The sequence below is a fragment of the Streptomyces sp. AM25 genome (assembly GCF_058146165.1).
This window is the reverse complement of sequence record NZ_JBKIWN010000014.1, coordinates 43556-61786: the sequence shown is the minus strand read 5'-3', so window position 1 is coordinate 61786 and position 18231 is coordinate 43556. Positions and strand designations below refer to the sequence as shown.

Sequence of the window (18231 nt, the reverse complement as noted above, 5' to 3'; positions counted from 1 at the left end):
CCTGTGGAGTGTCATCCCATGAACGCAACCTCTGCCGTCTCCCGGCTGCGCCGCCGTCTCCCCCTCGCCGCCGGTGTCGCCGCGGGCGGCGTGCTGTTGCTCGCCTCCCCCGCCTTCGCGCACGTGAGCGTGCAGCCCGGCACCGCCGAGAAGGGCGGCTACGGCACCATCGCCCTCAAGGTGCCGAACGAGAAGGACAACGCCTCGACGGTCAAGCTGGAGCTCACGCTCGACCCGCAGCACCCGCTGACCTCGGTGATGCCGCAGCCCGTGCCGGGCTGGGACATCAAGGTCGAGAAGTCGAAGCTCGACAAGCCGGTGCAGATGCACGGCGAGACGGTCAACGAGGCCGTCACCAAGATCACTTGGTCCGGCGGCAAGATCGACCCGGGCCAGTTCCAGCAGTTCCCGCTGTCGGTCGGCCCGCTGCCCAAGGACGCCGACCAGCTGACCTTCAAGGCGCTCCAGACCTACTCCGACGACGACGTGGTGCGCTGGATCGACGCCTCCAAGCCGGGCGGCCAGGAGCCCGAGCACCCGGCCCCGGTGCTCAAGCTCGTCGACAAGGCCGGTGCCGAGGCAGGCGGCAAGGCGGACGACAAGCCCGCGGCCGCCGCCACCGAGAAGTCCGGCTCCTCCGGCTCGGACACCACCGCCCGTGCCCTCGGCGCCGCCGGCATAGCCATCGGCGCGGCCGGCGTCGCCTACGGTGTGTTCGCCGGCCGTCGCCGCAAGACCACCGACGCCGCCTGACCCGCACCGCCGTCCGCCCCACACCGGGCGGGCCCGCCGCGGGCCCGCCCGGCAGACCCCGGGAAGAACTCATGCGCACCAAGATCCTGGGCGCGGCCGTGGCCATGGCCGCCGCGCTCACCCTGACCGCCTGTGGCGGCTCGTCCGACAAGAGCGACAAGCCCATCGCCGATGTCTCCGCCGAGCAGTCCAAGAAGGCGGCCATCACGCTCGACACCCCGAAGGACAAGCCGGACCTCGTCCTGACGGACACGTCGGACAAGAAGTACGAGCTCGCCAAGGAGACCAAGGGCCGTCCGGTCCTGCTCTACTTCGGCTACACCTACTGCCCGGACGTCTGCTCGACGGTCGTCTCCGACATAGCGACCGCGACGAAGAAGCTGTCCAAGGAGGACCAGGAGAAGCTCCAGGTCGTCTTCGTCACCACCGACCCCGAGCGCGACACCCCCAAGCGCATGCGCGAGTGGCTCGACGCACAGGGCGGTCAGAACATCGTCGGCCTGACCGGTGACTTCGACACCATCCAGGCCGCCGCCAAGCCGCTCGGCATCCTGGTGGAGAAGCCGAAGAAGGAGAAGGACGGCTCGATCACCGTCAGCCACGGCGCCGAGGTCATCGGCTTCTCGCCGAAGGACGACGCGGCCCACTGGATCTACACCTCGTCCACCACCGCCGACCAGTACGCCCAGGATCTCCCGAAGATCGTCAAGGGGGAGAACCCGTGATGCGCAGGACCACCGTCGCCACCGCCGCCGCCCTTCCGCTGCTGCTCGCCGGAGGGCTCCTCGCGGTCACCGGCTGCGATGCGGAGAAGAAGTCGCAGAAGGCCGAACTGTCCGTGAGCGGCGCCTACATGCCGCAGCCCGCCATGGACGACATGGCGGCCGCGTACTTCACCGTCAAGAACGACGGCGGCAAGGCCGACACGCTCACCAAGGTCACCAGCCCGCTCTCGCAGGACGTCACCCTGCACACCACCGAGGGCGAGCAGATGAAGCACGCCGAGCAGTTGGAGGTGCCCGCGAAGGGCGAACTCACGCTGTCGCGCGGCGGTACGCACCTGATGCTCGGCAAGCTGGCGCACAAGCCGAAGGAAGGCGAGAAGATCGAATTCACGCTGCACTTCGCCACGTCGGCACCCGTCAAGATCCAGGTGCCGGTCGAGTCCGCAACCTACCGCCCCAAGGGCTGACGTTGCGATGACGACTCAGGCCACCGCCGCCCGGCGCATACGGGCACTTCTGTGCGCCCTGTTCGCTGCACTCGTGTGCGTGCTGAGCCTGGGTGCGGGCACCGCGTCGGCGCATGCCGCGCTCGTCTCCACCGACCCGAAGGACGGGTCGGTGGTGCCCTCCGCACCGCAGCAGATCAGGCTCACCTTCTCCGAAGGCGTGCTGCTGAACGCCGACTCGCTGCGCGTCCTGGACCCTCAGGGCAAGCGCGTCGACGAGGGCAGGCCCGCCCATCTGGACGGCAAGTCCGACACGGCGGCGGTGGCGGTACGGGCCGGGATCGCGAACGGCACGTACACGGTGGCCTGGCAGGCCGTCTCAGCGGACAGCCATCCGGTGGCCGGGGCGTTCACCTTCTCCGTCGGGGCGCCGTCGAAGACGACGGTGACCGCGCAGTCGGCGGCCGCCGGTACGGACCCGGCGGTCGGCACGCTCTACGGCATCGGCCGCTACGCGGCGTACGGCGGTTTCGTGCTGCTGGTCGGCGGCTGTGTGTTCGCCGGCGTGTGCCGCTCGTCGCGGCCGGTGCAGCGGGTCGCGGTCGGCGGCTGGATCGCGCTGTTCCTGTCCACCACGGTGCTGTTGCTGCTGCGCGGCGCGTACACGAGCGGCAAGGGGATGGGCTCCGTCCTCGACCTGTCGCTGCTGGGCGACGTCCTGTCCACCAAGCCGGGTGCGGCGCTGCTGTCCCGGCTGCTGCTGCTCAGCGCGGCGGCGGTGTTCCTGGCCGTGCTGTTCGGCACGTACGCCGAGGGCGGTGCGCGGAACGGCGGTTCGGCGCAGACGCTCGCCGAACGGCGCGGGGTGGCCTACGGGCTGGCGGTCGGCGGCACGCTCGTCGCGGGCGGCCTGGCCGCGACGTGGGCGCTGGCCGAGCACGCGTCACAGGGGCTTCAGGCGTGGCTGGCCATGCCGGTCGACATCGTGCACCTGCTGGGTGTCGCGGTGTGGCTGGGCGGTCTGGCCGCACTGCTGGCCACGCTGTGGTCCGGTGAGCCCGTGCGGCGTGCGGAAGTGCAGCGCTTCTCCCGGCTGGCGTTCGGCTCGGTCTGCGTGCTGGTGGCCACCGGGCTCTACCAGTCCTGGCGGCAGGTCGGTTCGTGGGACGCGCTGACGGACACGGAGTACGGGCGCTGGCTGCTGGTCAAGGTCGGCCTGGTGGCCGTCATGCTGGCCGTCGCGTTCTTCTCGCGGCGGTGGACGGGACGGCTGACGGACGGGCGGACGGAGCCGAAGAAGGCCACCAAGGCGAAGGTGCCCGCTGCGCAGTCCGGCGCCTCCCCCGAGCGCGCCGCACAACTCGCCCGGCAGCGGGCCGCGCTCGCCAAGGCGGCCGGGAAGCGGGAGCGCGACGCGGACACCGGCCGCGCCGGGCTGCGGCGTGCCGTGCTCGCCGAGACCGCGGTCGCGGTCGTCCTGCTCGCCGTCACCACCGTGCTGACCGGCACGCAGCCCGGCCGCGCGGAGACCGAGCAGCGGCAGGCGGGATCCGCCGGGAACACCGCACCGGCCTCGACCGGACCGGCCGAGGTGACGATCCCCTACGACACGGGCGGCCCGAACGGCCGCGGCACCGCCGTGATCACCGTCGGTCCGGCCCGCGCCGGCGCCAACACCGTCGACGTCAAGCTGACCGACGCCTCCGGCAAGCCGGCCGACGTCCCGGAGCTGGACGTCTCGTTCACCGAGAAGGACAAGGCGATCGGCCCGCTGCGCACCGCCCTGCAGCGGCAGTCCGCAGGGCGCTGGCAGGCCACCGGCTTCCAGCTGCCGATGGCCGGTACGTGGCAACTGACCCTGACCGTACGGACCTCCGACATCGACCAGGTCACCGAGACCGGGAACGTGAAGATCAACTGATGGCAGACACGACAGACAAGGTCGAGCAGAAGAGCAAGACCGGTCAGACGAACAGTGCACAGCCCGCTCTCTCGCGTCGGCGCCTGCTCGGCACCGCGGGCGCCGTGGGCGCCGCCGGCCTCGTGGTCGGCGGCGCGGGCGGCGCGTTCGGGGCGGAGGCCCTGCGGGACGACGTCGCACCGCTGTCCGGCGTCGGCACGGCCACCGTGCCCTTCCACGGCACGCACCAGTCCGGCATCGCCGACCCGGCACAGGCCCACGGTCATCTGATCGCCTTCGACCTGGCGCCCGGCGCCGACCGCAAGGCCGCGGCCGCGCTGCTGCGCCGCTGGTCGGACACGGCGGCCGAACTGATGGCGGGCCGGGCACCCAAGGGCGACGACACGGGCATCGCCCTGGACGCCGGACCGTCGTCCCTGTCGGTCACCTTCGGCTTCGGACACACCTTCTTCGACCGCACCGGCCTGGCCGACAAGCGGCCCGCCGCGCTGGAGCCCCTGCCGGCCTTCACGGCCGACGCGCTCGACCCCAAGCGCGGCGACGGCGACCTGTGGGTGCAGATAGGCGCGGACGACGGCCTCGTCGCCTTCCACGCCCTGCGGCTGCTGCAGAAGCAGGCGGACGGCACGGCACGGCTGCGCTGGCAGATGAACGGCTTCAACCGCACGCCGGGCGCGACCGGCCGGCCGATGACCGCCCGCAACCTGATGGGACAGGTGGACGGCACCAACAACCCCAAGACGTCGGACGCCGACTTCGCGGCCAAGGTGTTCGTCCCGGAGGACCGCAAGGGAGCGGACGCCTGGATGACGGGCGGCTCGTACGCGGTCGTGCGGCGCATCCGGATGCTCCTCGACAGCTGGGAGCAGCTGTCCCTGGACCGTCAGGAGAAGGTGATCGGCCGCCGCAAGTCGGACGGCGCACCGCTGTCCGGCGGCACGGAGACCACCCCGGTGGACCTGGACAAGCTGGGCTCCGACGGCTCGCTGGCCATCGCGGGGGACGCGCACGTCCGGGTCGCCGCACCGGCGTCCAACCGCGGGGCGGCCATGCTGCGCCGCGCCTTCTCGTACCACGACGGCTTCCGCGACGACGGGGCACCGGACGCGGGCCTGCTGTTCGTCGCGTGGCAGGCGGACCCGCTCAAGGGGTTCGTGCCGGTGCAGCGGAAGCTGGACCGAGGCGACGGCCTGTCGCGCTTCCTGCGGCACGAGTCGAGTGCACTGTTCGCGGTGCCGGGCGGCTGTGCGGAGGGGGAGTACGTGGGGCAGCGGCTGCTGGAGGGCTGAGGCGGTGCGCAGTGCCCGCCCCCGCTATCGTGGCGGGGCCCATGGTGATCGATACGGAGGAGAGCTCGCGTGATGTCCGCCAGCAGCTACACCTACCTCGGCCCGGAAGGCACCTTTACCGAGGCGGCCCTCCGCACCCTCCCCGAGGCGGCCACCCGTGAGCTGATCCCCATGCTCTCCGTCCCGGCGGCGCTGGACTCCGTCCGCAACGGCGAGGCCGCGGCCGCCCTCGTGCCGATCGAGAACTCCGTCGAGGGCGGCGTCACGGCGACCCTCGACGAACTCGCCACCGGCGCACCGCTGATGATCTACCGGGAGGTGCTCCTCCCGATCACCTTCGCCCTCCTCGTCCGCCCCGGCACCGCCCTCGGCGACATCAAGACGGTGACCGGCCACCCGGTCGCCCAGCCCCAGGTGCGCAACTGGCTGGCCGCCCATCTGCCGGACGCCGTGTGGGAGTCGGCGGCGTCCAACGCGGACGGCGCCCGGCTGGTCCGCGAGGGCCGCTACGACGCCGCGTTCGCGGGCGAGTTCGCCGCGGCGACGTACGAACTCGAGCCTCTCGTCACCGACATCCACGACGCGCAGAACGCACAGACGCGCTTCGTCCTGGCCGGCCGCCCGGCACGTCCGGCGGCGCGTACGGGCCTCGACCGCACGTCCGTCGTCGTCTGGCTGCGGGACGACCACCCGGGTGCGCTGATGGAGCTGCTGCAGGAGTTCGCCGTGCGCGGGGTGAACCTGATGCGCATCGAGTCCCGTCCCACGGGCGAGGGCATGGGCCGCTACTGCTTCTCGGTCGACTGCGAGGGGCACATCAGCGACCGCCGGGTGGGCGAGGCCCTGATGGGGCTGAAGCGGATCTGCCCGAAGGTGCGGTTCCTGGGCTCGTACCCGCGGGCGGGCGCGGTCCCGGACGGCACGCCGGAACCGCGGTACGGCACGTCGGACGGCGACTTCGTGGCCGCGGCGGAGTGGCTGGCACGCTGCCAGGACGGCCGGTCCTGAGCCGGAGGGGCCGGGCGGGACGGGCGGGACGGTTTCCCCACAGGGTTACCCACAGACTTATCCACAGGCCGTTCTCGACCTGGGGATAAGTCGACAGAGCAGGGTGCCGAGCGCCCTGGCGAAACGGTCAAGGTCGACAAATCTCTCTAGCCATCCATGCACTCGTCCACAGCCGACCACCGGCCACCTCCACGCCGCACGTCAGTCGAAAAGCCTCGAACAACCCTTTGGGGTGGGTAGATACCACTCGAACGAGCAACCAGAAGGGGTTTATCCGGGAAATGCCCACTGAAGGACGGAAGTAGCGGAACCCAAAGTTCCGACATCCACAGATTGAGCGCACAGCCTGTGGACAAAGAACCGGAGGAGGCTGCTCCTGTGGACAACAGGGGTGCCCAACTCCCGCTGCACACAGGCGCTCTCGGAGGTACGGAACCACCACGGCCCCCTTTTCCGGTAATTTCCGGCAACTCCCAGACCGCCGCCCGCGAGAGTGACGCGAGAGCGATTCCCGGCGACGACTCCGCCATTTCCTGTCGCGCCAGAATGGTGCAAATCGCCATGAAAGGGAATATCGCGTCGAGGACGCGCAGCCCGTAACGGTAGCCTGGAGGGGTGATTGACCTTCGCCTGCTTCGTGAGGACCCCGACCGAGTGCGCGCGTCCCAGCGTGCCCGTGGAGAGGACGTCGGCATCGTCGACGAGCTGCTCTCCGCCGACGAGCGGCGCAGGTCGTCCGGCGTCCGCTTCGACGAACTCCGCTCCGAGCAGAAGGCGCTCGGCAAGCTCATCCCCAAGGCGTCCGGCGACGAGAAGGCCGAGCTGCTGAAGAAGGCCGGCGAGCTCGCCGCGGCCGTCAAGTCGGCCGACGCCGAGCAGGACGAGGCCGCCGCCGAGACGCAGCGCCTGCTGCTGCAGGTCGGCAACCTCGTCCACCCGGACGTGCCGCGCGGCGGCGAGGACGACTTCGTCGTCCTGGAGACCGTCGGCGCCCCGCGCGACTTCGCCGCCGAGGGCTTCGAGCCCAAGGACCACCTGGAGCTCGGCCAGACGCTCGCCGCGATCGACGTCGAGCGCGGCGCCAAGGTGTCGGGCTCGCGCTTCTACTACCTGACGGGCGTCGGCGCCCTGCTGGAGCTGGCCCTGGTCAACGCCGCCATCGCGCAGGCCACCGCCGCCGGCTTCACGCCGATGCTCACCCCCGCCCTGGTCAAGCCGCGCGCCATGGAGGGCACCGGCTTCCTCGGCCAGGCCGCACAGGACGTCTACCACCTGGAGAAGGACGACTTCTACCTGGTCGGCACGTCCGAGGTCCCGCTCGCCGCGTACCACATGGACGAGATCGTCGAGGCGGACCGGCTGCCGCTGCGCTACGCGGGCTTCTCGCCCTGCTTCCGCCGCGAGGCCGGCACGTACGGCAAGGACACCCGGGGCATCTTCCGCGTCCACCAGTTCGACAAGGTCGAGATGTTCTCGTACGTCGCGCCGGAGGACGCCGAGGCGGAGCACGCGCGCCTGCTGGAGTGGGAGAAGCAGTGGCTGACCAGCCTCGAGCTGCCCTTCCAGGTGATCGACGTGGCCACCGGCGACCTCGGTGCCTCCGCCTCCCGCAAGTTCGACTGCGAGGCGTGGATCCCCACCCAGGGCAAGTACCGCGAGCTGACGTCCACCTCCAACTGCGACGAGTTCCAGGCCCGCCGCCTGTCGGTGCGCATGCGCGACGGCAAGAGCGTCAAGCCGCTGGCCACGCTGAACGGCACGCTGTGCGCCGTCCCGCGCACCATCGTGGCGCTGCTGGAGAACCACCAGCAGGCCGACGGCTCGGTCCGCGTGCCCGAGGTGCTGCGCCCGTACCTGGGCGGCCGTGAGCTGCTGGAGCCTGTCGCCAAGTGAGTGCACCTGCGCCCGCGCCGGAGGCCCTGCCCTTCCGTCTGGTGGCGACCGACCTGGACGGCACGCTGCTGCGCTCCGACGAGACGGTGTCGGAGCGCACCCGTGCCGCCCTCCGGCGGGCCACCGAGGCCGGTGCCGCGCACATCGTGGTCACCGGCCGGCCGGTCGCCTGGACCCGGCACGTCCTCGACGCCCTGGACTACCGGGGCATCGCGGTGTGCGGTCAGGGCGCGCAGGTCTACCACGCCGGTGAACACCGGCTGCTGACGTCCGTGACGCTGGACCGGCAGCTCGCCGCGATCGCCCTCGCCAAGATCGAGGCGGAGGCCGGTCCGCTGTTCCTCGCCGCCAGCCGTGACGGCCTGGACGGCGACCTGCTGGTCGGCCCCGGCTACAGCATCCAGGAGGGCCCGGTCGCGGCCGTCCCCATCACCGAGCCGGGCGAGCTGTGGACGGCCCCGCTCAACAAGCTCTACCTCCAGCACCCGGAGCTCGGTGACGACGACCTGGCGGACGTCGCGCGCCGGGTGGCGGGCGGGCTGGTGGACGTGACGATGGCGGGCGCCGGCATCGTCGAGCTGCTGCCGCTCGGCCTGAGCAAGGCCACCGGCCTCTCGCTGGCCGCGCGCCGGCTGGGCATGAAGGCCGCCGACACCATCGCCTTCGGCGACATGCCGAACGACGTCCCGATGTTCGGCTGGGCCTCCTACGGCGTCGCCATGGCCAACGCCCACCCCGACCTCAAGGCCGTGGCCGACGAGGTCACCGTGTCGAACGACGAGGACGGGATCGCGGTCGTCCTGGAGCGTCTTTTCGCCTGAGTGGTCTGAGCGCCCTGTCGACAGCAGCGACTTCGGCCAGCCGGCCGAAGTCCCAGGTCGGACAGTCGCGTGTGAGCGGCCAGGAGGCCAGCCCCAGCGCCACGGAGAGGGCGTGCCCGATGTCCGTGAAGGTGGCTCCGGTCACCAGCGGCAGCGCGAAGAAGAGCAGCACCCCGGCAAGGTACGGCCAACGCCAGGGCCGTGGCACACGGTAGGTGAGGATGCCCGCTGCGGCGGCGAGCCCGTACGAGACCCCTATGTCGACAACGTGCTTCATCGCGTGTGGGGCGGAGTGGTGCTCGATGGCCAGCAGCAGCACCTCCTGGCTGATGAGGGTGGCCGCCACGTGGGCCACGGCGACCGTGACGAGCCAGCGCAGGGTGCCGATCCAGCGTTCGACGTTGGCGTGGAAGATCTCGAACAACACGGCGTAGAGCAGGAACGAGGACGGCTGCTCGATCCAGAAGCCGCTGATGAGCAGCGACTGCAGCGGGTGTTTGTTGAGCTCGTGGATGTTGCTGCTGTTGCGGTGCAGGAGGAAGGCCGAGAGCCCCTCGCTGGCCGAGGCGATCACCAGGCTGGTGACGCCGATGATCAGCAGCCAGATGTGGGTGCCGGGCGAGGAGCGCACCCAGGCGCCGACCTCCGTCCGGAGCCCTGACCACAGCCTCGCCGCGTCCACCATTCGACGGTAGCCCGGACGGCCCTGCGGCGCCCGGGAAAAGAGTTGTAGGATGACTGGGCAATAGGTTGACCCGGCAGGCCCAAGGCGGCCGCCCCGCCAGCATCCGGAGAACACATGGCCCTGCGTGCCGCGGGACGGCAGTCCCTCGTGGACACCGTCGTGGAACAGCTGCGTGCGCAGGTCGCCGCGGGCGAGTGGAAGGTCGGCGAGCGCATCCCCACCGAGCACGCGCTCGCCGAGCAGCTGCAGGTCGGGCGGAACACCGTCCGCGAGGCCGTGCGCGTCCTGGTGCACGCCGGGATGCTGCGGTCGCGCCAGGGCGAGGGCACCTTCGTCGTCTCCACCGCCGACCCCGCCGAGATCATGCGCGGAGTGCAGCGTGCCGGGATCCGCGACGTCCTGGAGCTGCGGATCGCCCTGGAGGCCGAGGCGGCCCGGCTGGCGGCCCTGCGGCACGAGCCCGCCGACCTGGAGCGGATGCGGACCGCGCTGGAGGCGCAGCGCGCCTTCGAGGACCCCGAGGGCCAGCCCGACTCCGGGAACCTCGAGCTGTACGCCGACCACGACGTCGAGTTCCACCGGGCCGTCGTGGAGGCCGCGCACAACCCCGCGCTGACCGCGACCTACGCCTGGTTCAGCAGCTCCGTCCGGGAAGCGCTGGTCACCGCGCTCGGCGACCGGGACATGCCGCGCATCGTCCACGGCGACCACCACGCCCTGATGGAGGCCATCGCCTCCGGCGACCCGGAGACGGCCTCCCGCGCGGCGCGCACCCTCCTCGAACGTCCCAAGCAGGCCGTCGAATCGCTGCTCGACGCCGAGGACTGACCGGCGCGCACCGCCCGCACACACTTTCCCCCCAGCACCCCCCACGGAGGCACCCCCATGTCGGATACGAGGACCGACCGGACCGGCATACCGCTGATCGACGCGGAGGAGGACCTGGCGCCCACTCCCGCGGTCGCGGCCGCGCGGCGCAGCCTGATCGCCCACCCCGCTTTCCTGCTGCTCGGCATCGTCCTCGCCTCGCTCAACATGCGGGCCGCGCTCGCCGGGGTCTCGCCGCTGATGGGCGAGATCAGCGACCACTTCGGCCTGGGCTCCGCCGCGAGCAGCCTGGTCACCACGATCCCGCTGGTCTTCATGGGCCTCGGTTCGATCCTCGCGCCCCGGCTCGCCCGCCGCTGGGGCACGGAGGCCGCGCTGTGCGGCGCGCTCGTGCTGCTGGCCGGGGGCATCCTGCTGCGCGTCGCGCCGCCGGTCGCCGCGCTGTTCGTGGGCTGCGCCCTGGTCGGCACCGCGATCGCCCTGCTCAACGTGCTGATGCCGGGCCTGGTCAAGCGGGACTTCCCGGACCGGGCGGCCGGCATGACCGCGCTCTACTCGACCACGCTGATCCTCGGCGCCACGGGCTCGGCAGCCTCCTCCGTACCGCTGGAGAACGCCCTCGGCGGCTGGCAGGGCTCCCTCGCCTCCTGGTCGCTGCTCGCCGTGATCGCGGCGGCCGTCTGGATCCCGCAGGCGGTCGCGGCCCGCCGGGGCACCCCGCACGGCGCCGCGGCGGCCGTGGCCAAGCACTCCGCGGACGACGGCCCGAAGCTCTCGCGCTCACCGCTCGCCTGGCAGGTCACCCTGCTGATGGGCACGCAGTCGCTGATCGCGTACGTCTGCATCGCCTGGATGCCTACGATCTTCACCGACCACGGCATGAGCAAGGGCACGGCGGGGATGGTCTACGCCTTCTACACCCTGGTGCAGATGGTCGGTTCGTTCGTGGTGCCGATGCTCGCCGGACGGATGCGCGACCAGCGGCTGCTGTCGGTCGTCGTCGTGGCCGTGATGTCGGCCGGTGTGACGGGCCTGTTGGTCGCCCCGGTCGAGGGTGCCTGGGTCTGGGCGACGCTGATGGGTGTCGCGCAGGGCGGCACGCTGGGGCTCGCCCTGACGCTGATGGTGCTGCGCACCCGTGACGCCCACACGGCGGCCCGGCTGTCCGGCATGGCGCAGACCGGCGGCTATCTGCTCGCCTCCGTCGGCCCGTTCGCCATCGGTGCCGTCCACCAGGTGACCGGCGACTGGACGCTGCCGATCGGTCTGTTGCTGGTCGCCTGTGCGGCGCTGGTGTTCCTGGGGCTGGGCGCGGGGCGCGACCGGAAGGTCTGACGGGGCGGTTGAACGGAACGAGGGGGGCCTGCTCGCAGCAGGCCCCCCTCGTGTCACTCTTCCCCGGCCAAGGTCAGCGAGCGCAGCTTGCTGACCGCGAACCACGTGGCCGCCGCTGTGACCCCGGTGAGCAGCACCAGCGCCATCGGCAGGCCCACGTCCGACGTGATGGTCCCGTCCGCGCCGATCTTCTGCGCCAGTGCCAGTGCCCACTGCTGCACGCTCAGCGTGCGGGCACCCGGCACGAGGTTGCCGAAGAGCGACTCCCAGACGAGCGCGTAGACGAGGCCCGCGACGACCGCGTGCCGGGTCACCGTGCCCAGCAGCAGGAAGATCGCGCTGTACGCCACGGACGCGACCGCGGCGGCCACCGCGTAGGCGACCGCGATCTGCTGGCTGTTGCCGTTGAGCAGGAAGCCCGCGATCAGCGTGGGGATCGCCGAGAAGGCCACCGTGACCCCGATCGCCACGATCAGCTTGGTGATGGTGATCGTCGACCGCTTGACGGGCTTGGCCAGCAGGTAGACCACCGAGCCGTCGTCGATCTCCGGACCGATCGCGCCCGTTCCTGCGATGACGCCGATCAGCGGCACCATGGTGGCGAGTGCGAAGCCGCCCAGGACGTTGACGGCTGTCTGGTCGTCCGCGCCCGTCAGGGCGCGCACGAGGGCCGACAGGGCGATCAGCAGTGCGGGCAGCGCGAAGAGGATCAGGGCGCGGCGACGGCCGAGGACGGCCCGGTAAGTGAGCCGGGCGACAGTGCTGTTGAACACGGGGTGGCTCCTTTCAGGCCGCGACGAGGTAGGAGAAGACCGATTCGAGCGACTCGTCGGACGGGGAAACCGTCAGCAGCCGGATGCCGTGCGCGCGGGCGACGCGCGGCAGGAGCTCGGTGAAGCGGCCGAAGTCGACGGCCTGGATGCGCAACGCGCCTTCCTTGACGTCCACTTCGATGCCTGCGGTCGACGGGTCGGCGATGAGCGCCGCGGCGAGGGCGCGGTCGTCGCTGGAGCGTACGACGTAGCGGTGCGGGCGGTCGGTCATCAGCCGGCGGATCTTGCGGAAGTCGCCCGACGCGGCGTGGCGTCCGGCGACGACCACCTCGATGTGGGCGGCGAGCTGTTCGACCTCTTCGAGGATGTGGGAGGAGAACAGCACGGTGCGGCCCTCGGCGCCCATCGTGCGCAGCAGGTCCATCAGTTGCATGCGCTGCCGCGGGTCCATCCCGTTGAACGGCTCGTCGAGCAGCAGGACGGACGGCTGGTGCACCAGCGCGGAGGCCATCTTCACGCGCTGCCGCATGCCCTTGCTGTACGTGGAGATCTTGCGGTCCTGTGCGTACTCCATCTCGACCGTGGCAAGCGCCCGTTGGGCCTCCGCCGCGCCCAGGCCGTGCAGCTCGGCGTTGGCCCGGACGAACTCCCGGCCGGTCAGGAAGTCGTACATCGCCTCGCGCTCGGGGACGATGCCGATGTGCCGGTAGATCTGCTCGTTGCGCCAGACGGTCTGACCGTCCAGGGTGACCGTTCCGGTGGAGGGGGCGAGGAAGCCGCCCATCATGTTGATGAGGGTGGACTTTCCGGCGCCGTTGGGGCCGAGCAGTCCGGTGACACCGGGGCCGATCGTCATGGAGACGTCGTTGACGGCGACGACGTTGCCGAACCAGCGCGAGACGTTGTCGATGTGGATCGTGGTCATCACAGCCCCGCCTTCCGGTAGCGCGCCATCAGCAGGCCGTACGAGCCCGCCACGGCGGCGAGGAGGACCAGGAGGTAGACCACCCCGGCTCCGGCGCCCGGGCCGTGACCGCCGGGGAAGGCGGTGGAGGAGGAGAGGAACGCCGTCTGCACGCCGTCGATCAGGGTGATCGGCGAGAAGAGGCCGAGCCAGCTGATGATCTGGGTGTTGTCGGTGTTGAGCGCGATGCCCTGGACGGTGCTGACCGCGCCGTAGGAGATGGTCAGCACGGCGATGACGGCGGCGACGCCGAAGCCGCGGCGCGGGGTGAGCGCGGCGACCACCAGGCCGAGGCCGGCGAAGAGGAGGGAGAGCAGTGCCACGGAGACCAGTCCTTGTGCAAAGCCCTTCGTCTGGTCGACGAAGTCGAGTTTGGCGAGCAGGGCGCCCGCGTAGAGGATCACCAGGGGTGCGGCGGTGAGGACGAACAGGGCGGTGGCCATGGCGGCGAACTTGGCCACCACGTAGTCGACGCGCTCGATCGGCCGGGAGAAGTACAGCGGCACGGTCTTGAACCGCAGGTCCCGGGAGACCGACTGCGGTGCCTGGGCGGCGAGGAACAGGCCGATGACCGCCTGGAGGTAGATCGCGTAGCGCGTGTACTCCAGGGGCAGGTGGTTCATCTTCGTGAAGACGGCGACGGCCACGACGATCGCGGCGGGCACGCACATCACGGCGAACAGCAGCATCGGCAGGATCTTGGACTTCGCCGAGCGGCCGAGGCCGTAGGCGCCGCGCAGGCTCTGGGAGTAGAGCGAGCGGCGGGCGTAGGCGCGGCCGAGCCGGGCGCCGCCGTAGCTGCGGTAGCCGATGTTGTGGATGACGTCCGGTGCGGGGGGCACGGGTGCGGCTGCGGTCTCAGGCGGCATCGGTGCTGCCCCTCTCCTGCGGGGCGGCGCCCCAGGCGTGCGTCTGCTGTGGCTGCTCGTCGGTCCGGAAGACTTCGGCGATGCGGTGCCGGCGCTGTTCCATGCGGACCAGGCCGAGGCCGAGTCCGGCGACGGCGTCGCGCACGGTGTCGTACGTCTCCTCGCCCGCGATGTCGACGAGCAGGACGTGGCCGGAGCCAGCGGCGGCGTACTCGCCGGTGCGGCCGGCCGGCTGCACGGTCAGGCCCGCGGCGGCCAGGGCGGCGGCCAGCGCGCCTGTGCCGTCGGGGACGGCGTCGGAGTCGGTGACCTCGACCGCGAGCGAGCCGGAGTCACGGGTGAAGTCGCTGGTGGAGGAGGAGCGCAGCAGTGTGCCGCCGTCGATGACGACGACGTGGTCGCAGGTGCGCTCCAGCTCGCCGAGCAGGTGGGAGGTGACCAGCACCGAGATGCCGAAGTCGGTGTGGACGCGCCGGATGAGGCCCAGCATGTCGTCCCGGCCGACCGGGTCGAGGCCGTTGGTGGGCTCGTCCAGCAGGACCAGCTTCGGGTCGTGGACGAGCGCCTGGGCCAGCTTGACCCGCTGCTTCATGCCCGTCGAATAGCCCCCCATGGGGCGGTACCGCTCCTCGTAGAGACCCACGTGGCGCAGGGTGTCGGCCGTGCGCTCGCGGGCCGAGGTGGGCGGCAGGCCGGACATGCGGGCCATGTGGACGACGAACTCGGTGGCCGAGACGTCGGGCGGCAGGCAGTCGTGCTCGGGCATGTAGCCGACCTGCTCGCGGATCTCCGCGCCCCGGGTGGCGACGTCGAGGCCGAGCACCTCGGCGCGGCCCTCGGTGGCCGGCGAGAGGCCCAGCAGAATCTTGATCAATGTGGACTTGCCGGCTCCGTTCGCCCCCACCAGTCCGGTCACTCCCGGACCGATGTCGACGGAGAGCCGGTCAAGGGCGGTCACCCGGGGGAACCGCTTGCTGAGGCTTTCGGTGGCGATCACAGTCACTCTTCGACGGTAGTGGCGCGGGCCACAGACGTCGTCAGACCTGATGGTGGGATGCGTGTAGTCCTCGGGTCTGACACGGCCCCGGGAACGGGGGCTGAAAGGAGGGGGAGGACCCCCGAGGTGGCGGTGCGCCAGGGTTTTCCACAGGGATGCCCGGGGGTCTTGACGCAGCCGCCGGACATTGTCACATTCATCAGTGTCAACTTGCGGACGTGGCTTCGGGGTTCGTCCGGGAGAACGGAGGGTGGGCATGACGGCTGTGGTGGGAGCGCCCGGGAGCCCCCGGGCGCGGACCGGGCCGGGGGCCGGGGAGCTCGGCGGCTTCCGGGAGGTGCAGCGCCTGGCGTATGCGTGCGCGGAGGAGGTCGCCGCGCAGCTCCGCCCGGGCGTGACGGAGCGGGAGGCGGCCCGGATGCAGCGCGAGTGGCTGCGCCGGCGCGGCGTGCGGGACTGGTTCCACCTGCCGTTCGCCTGGTTCGGCGACCGCACGGCCTTCACCGGCTTCCGGGTGCCGCTGCAGTTCTTCCCCACCGGGCGGCGGCTGGAGCCGGGGATGCCGTTCATCCTCGACATGGCGCCGGTCCACCGGGGCTTCACGGCCGACATCGGCTACTCGGGCTGCCTCGGCCCGAACCCCCTGCACGACCGGCTCATGGCCGACCTCGGCGCGCACCGCGAGCTGATCCTGCGCGAGGTGCGCGAGCGCAGGCCGCTGCGCGAGATCTACGCGGACGTGGACCGCCTCATGATCCGCCAGGGATACGCCAACCGGCACCGCGCCTATCCGTTCGGCGTGATCGCGCACAAGGTGGACCGGGTGCGCGAGCGCCGCTGGTCGCCGCACGTGTTCGGGTTCGGCACGCAGTCGCTCAAGGGCCTGGCCTCCGACGCACTCCACGGCCACCGCGAGGGCTGGTCGCCGCTGTGGAGCCCGTACCGCTTCTCGGACCATCCGCCGCAGCCGGGCCTGTGGGCGGTGGAGCCGCACCTCGGCTTCCGGGGCACGGGCGCGAAGTTCGAGGAGCTCCTGGTGGTCACCGACTCCCGGGATCCGCAGGAGAGCGCGTTCTGGCTGGACGACGATCTGCCGCACGTGCGGCGCGGACAGGAGGGGAGAGCCGCATGAACCGGGGCCTGGCAGGAGCGCGCGAGCGCCGGGTGCGCACGGGCGGGATCGAGCTGTGCGTCGCGGAGCTGGGCGATGCGGCACAGCCGACCGTGGTGCTGGTGCACGGATATCCGGACAGCAAGGAGGTGTGGGAGAAGGTCGCGCTGCGCCTGCAGGACCGCTTCCACGTGGTGCTCTACGACGTGCGCGGCTGCGGCCGCTCGACGGCACCGCAGCCCCTGCGCGGGGGCTTCACCCTGGAGAAGCTGACGGACGACTTCCTGGCCGTGGCGGACGCGGTGAGCCCGGACGTCCCGGTGCACCTGGTCGGGCACGACTGGGGCTCGGTGCAGGGCTGGGAGTTCGCCACTGTCGCCCGCACGGAGGGGCGCATCGCCTCCTTCACCTCCATCTCGGGCCCCTCCCTCGACCACTTCGGGCACTGGCTGAACCGGCGTGCCGCCCGGCCCACCCCGCGCCGGGCCGCCCAGCTGCTCGGCCAGGGCGCCCGCTCCTGGTACGTCTACGCGCTGCACACCCCCCGGCTGCCGGAGGCGGCCTGGCGCGGCCCGCTCGGCGCCCGCTGGCCGCGCATCCTGGAGCGGCTGGAGCGGCTCCCCGCCGACGGCTATCCCACCGGCTCCCTGCCCTCCGACGCCGCGCACGGCGCCTGGCTGTACCGCGACAACGTGCGCTCCCGACTGCGCCGCCCGCGCCCCGACGCCTACGCCCACGTCCCGGTCCAGCTGATCGTCCCGACCGGCGACCGCTACCTCTCGCAGCACCTCTACGACGACCTGGAGCGGTGGGCACCGCAGCTCGTGCGGCGCACCCTGGAGGGGCAGCACTGGGTGCCGCGCACCCGGCCGGACCAACTGGCCGCGTGGCTCGCAGAGTTCGTCACGGCGCAGGAGGGCAGCAAGGACGGGGCCGGCGCACCGGCGGCGCGCACACCGGCCGCGAAGGGGCCGTACGCGGAGCGCTTCGGCGGCCGCCTGGTGCTGGTGACGGGCGCGGCCGGAGGCATCGGACGGGCCACGGCCTTCGCCTTCGCGGAGGCGGGCGCCCGGGTCGTGGCGGTCGACCGGGACGCCGAAGGGGCCGCCCGCACGGCCGAGTTGGCCCGGCTGGTCGGGGCGCCCGAGGCGTGGGGCGAGTGCGCCGACGTCGCGGACGAGCAGGCGATGGAGAAGCTGTCCGCCAAGGTCGCCGCGGAGTACGGCGTGGTGGACGTGCTCGTCAACAACGCCGGCATAGGGCTCTCCGGGACGTTCATGGACACCTCGGCCGAGGACTGGCGGCGGGTCCTGGACGTCAACCTGTGGGGCGTCATCCACGGCTGCCGGACCTTCGGCCGCCAGATGGCCGAGCGCGGCCAGGGCGGCCACATCGTCAACACCGCCTCCGCCGCGGCCTTCCAGCCGTCCCGGGCCCTCGCCGCCTACAGCACCTCCAAGGCGGCGGTGCTGATGCTCAGCGAGTGCCTGCGCGCCGAACTGGCCGGACAGGGCATCGGGGTCTCCGCGATCTGCCCGGGCATCGTCAACACCGGCATCACCACCACCGCCCGGTTCACCGGGGTCTCCGAGGAGGAGCAGCAGCGCCGCCGCGCCAGCTCGGCCAAGCTGTACGGCCTGCGCAACTACCCGCCGGAGAAGGTGGCCGACGCCGTCCTGCAGGCCGTGCTCCACGACCGGGCCGTGGTGCCCGTGACCCCCGAGGCGCACGGACTGCGCTTCCTGTCCCGCTTCACCCCGCGGGTGCGCCGTGCACTCGCCCGCATCGAGCCGAAGCTGTAGAGGCAGAACGT

General features: G+C 71.7%; 17 protein-coding genes. 12 read left to right on the top strand and 5 right to left on the bottom strand.

Annotated features, from left to right (window positions below):
• Positions 1 to 18: 18 nt before the first annotated feature.
• From ACLHRZ_RS19345 to ACLHRZ_RS19310, 8 genes are all read left to right on the top strand, one after another.
• A complete protein-coding gene (locus ACLHRZ_RS19345) occupies positions 19 to 753 on the top strand; it encodes a YcnI family copper-binding membrane protein (protein ID WP_490419726.1) in 735 nt (244 codons plus the stop codon).
• Positions 754 to 824: 71 nt separating this feature from the next.
• Complete coding sequence (locus tag ACLHRZ_RS19340; protein WP_490419725.1) at positions 825 to 1478, top strand: SCO family protein; 654 nt, start codon at positions 825 to 827, stop codon at positions 1476 to 1478.
• Positions 1478 to 1945 carry a copper chaperone PCu(A)C gene (locus ACLHRZ_RS19335; protein WP_490419724.1) on the top strand — a complete coding sequence of 156 codons (468 nt, stop codon included), beginning with the start codon at positions 1478 to 1480 and terminating at the stop codon, positions 1943 to 1945. Before ACLHRZ_RS19340 ends, ACLHRZ_RS19335 begins: the two co-directional genes overlap by 1 nt.
• 7 nt (positions 1946 to 1952) lie before the next feature.
• Positions 1953 to 3845 carry a copper resistance CopC/CopD family protein gene (locus ACLHRZ_RS19330; RefSeq protein ID WP_490419723.1) on the top strand — a complete coding sequence of 631 codons (1893 nt, stop codon included), beginning with the start codon at positions 1953 to 1955 and terminating at the stop codon, positions 3843 to 3845.
• Positions 3845 to 5134, top strand: a complete 1290-nt coding sequence (efeB, locus tag ACLHRZ_RS19325; RefSeq protein WP_490419722.1) for an iron uptake transporter deferrochelatase/peroxidase subunit — start codon at positions 3845 to 3847, stop codon at positions 5132 to 5134. Before ACLHRZ_RS19330 ends, efeB begins: the two co-directional genes overlap by 1 nt.
• Before the next feature lie 72 nt (positions 5135 to 5206).
• Positions 5207 to 6142: a prephenate dehydratase gene (pheA, locus tag ACLHRZ_RS19320; RefSeq protein WP_490419721.1), complete on the top strand. Its 936-nt coding sequence runs from the start codon at positions 5207 to 5209 to the stop codon at positions 6140 to 6142.
• Between the two features lie 615 nt (positions 6143 to 6757).
• Complete coding sequence (gene serS / locus ACLHRZ_RS19315; protein WP_490419720.1) at positions 6758 to 8035, top strand: serine--tRNA ligase; 1278 nt, start codon at positions 6758 to 6760, stop codon at positions 8033 to 8035.
• Positions 8032 to 8856, top strand: coding sequence for an HAD family hydrolase (locus ACLHRZ_RS19310; RefSeq protein ID WP_490419719.1), 825 nt, complete (start codon positions 8032 to 8034; stop codon positions 8854 to 8856). The genes serS and ACLHRZ_RS19310 overlap by 4 nt, the downstream gene beginning before the upstream one ends.
• On the opposite strand, the gene ACLHRZ_RS19305 is transcribed toward ACLHRZ_RS19310, so the two are convergent.
• Positions 8798 to 9541, bottom strand: coding sequence for a rhomboid-like protein (locus ACLHRZ_RS19305; RefSeq protein ID WP_490419718.1), 744 nt, complete (start codon positions 9539 to 9541; stop codon positions 8798 to 8800). The genes ACLHRZ_RS19310 and ACLHRZ_RS19305 overlap by 59 nt on opposite strands.
• 114 nt (positions 9542 to 9655) lie before the next feature.
• On the opposite strand from ACLHRZ_RS19305, the gene ACLHRZ_RS19300 reads away from it, so the two are divergent.
• A complete protein-coding gene (locus ACLHRZ_RS19300) occupies positions 9656 to 10369 on the top strand; it encodes a FadR/GntR family transcriptional regulator (protein ID WP_490419717.1) in 714 nt (237 codons plus the stop codon).
• A gap of 57 nt (positions 10370 to 10426) precedes the next feature.
• Positions 10427 to 11704 carry a CynX/NimT family MFS transporter gene (locus ACLHRZ_RS19295; protein ID WP_490419716.1) on the top strand — a complete coding sequence of 426 codons (1278 nt, stop codon included), beginning with the start codon at positions 10427 to 10429 and terminating at the stop codon, positions 11702 to 11704.
• A 53-nt stretch (positions 11705 to 11757) separates the two neighbouring features.
• Here the strand turns inward: ACLHRZ_RS19295 and ACLHRZ_RS19290 are convergent, their stop codons facing one another.
• From ACLHRZ_RS19290 to ACLHRZ_RS19275, 4 genes are read right to left on the bottom strand one after another with little or no spacing between them, the layout of a single operon-like run.
• On the bottom strand, positions 11758 to 12477 hold the full coding sequence (locus tag ACLHRZ_RS19290; RefSeq protein WP_490419715.1) for an ABC transporter permease subunit: 720 nt from the start codon (positions 12475 to 12477) through the stop codon (positions 11758 to 11760).
• Positions 12478 to 12490: 13 nt separating this feature from the next.
• Positions 12491 to 13402, bottom strand: a complete 912-nt coding sequence (locus ACLHRZ_RS19285; protein ID WP_490419714.1) for an ABC transporter ATP-binding protein — start codon at positions 13400 to 13402, stop codon at positions 12491 to 12493.
• The gene (locus ACLHRZ_RS19280; protein ID WP_490419713.1) at positions 13402 to 14310 is read right to left on the bottom strand and encodes an ABC transporter permease subunit; all 909 of its coding nucleotides are present in this window, start codon (positions 14308 to 14310) and stop codon (positions 13402 to 13404) included. The genes ACLHRZ_RS19285 and ACLHRZ_RS19280 overlap by 1 nt, the downstream gene beginning before the upstream one ends.
• The gene (locus ACLHRZ_RS19275; protein WP_490419952.1) at positions 14300 to 15307 is read right to left on the bottom strand and encodes an ABC transporter ATP-binding protein; all 1008 of its coding nucleotides are present in this window, start codon (positions 15305 to 15307) and stop codon (positions 14300 to 14302) included. The genes ACLHRZ_RS19280 and ACLHRZ_RS19275 overlap by 11 nt, the downstream gene beginning before the upstream one ends.
• A 256-nt stretch (positions 15308 to 15563) precedes the next feature.
• Between ACLHRZ_RS19275 and ACLHRZ_RS19270 the strand changes: the two genes are divergently transcribed.
• Positions 15564 to 16439, top strand: a complete 876-nt coding sequence (locus ACLHRZ_RS19270) for a M24 family metallopeptidase (protein ID WP_490419712.1) — start codon at positions 15564 to 15566, stop codon at positions 16437 to 16439.
• Positions 16436 to 18220 carry an SDR family oxidoreductase gene (locus ACLHRZ_RS19265; protein WP_490419711.1) on the top strand — a complete coding sequence of 595 codons (1785 nt, stop codon included), beginning with the start codon at positions 16436 to 16438 and terminating at the stop codon, positions 18218 to 18220. The genes ACLHRZ_RS19270 and ACLHRZ_RS19265 overlap by 4 nt, the downstream gene beginning before the upstream one ends.
• The last annotated feature ends 11 nt before the right edge of the window (positions 18221 to 18231 follow it).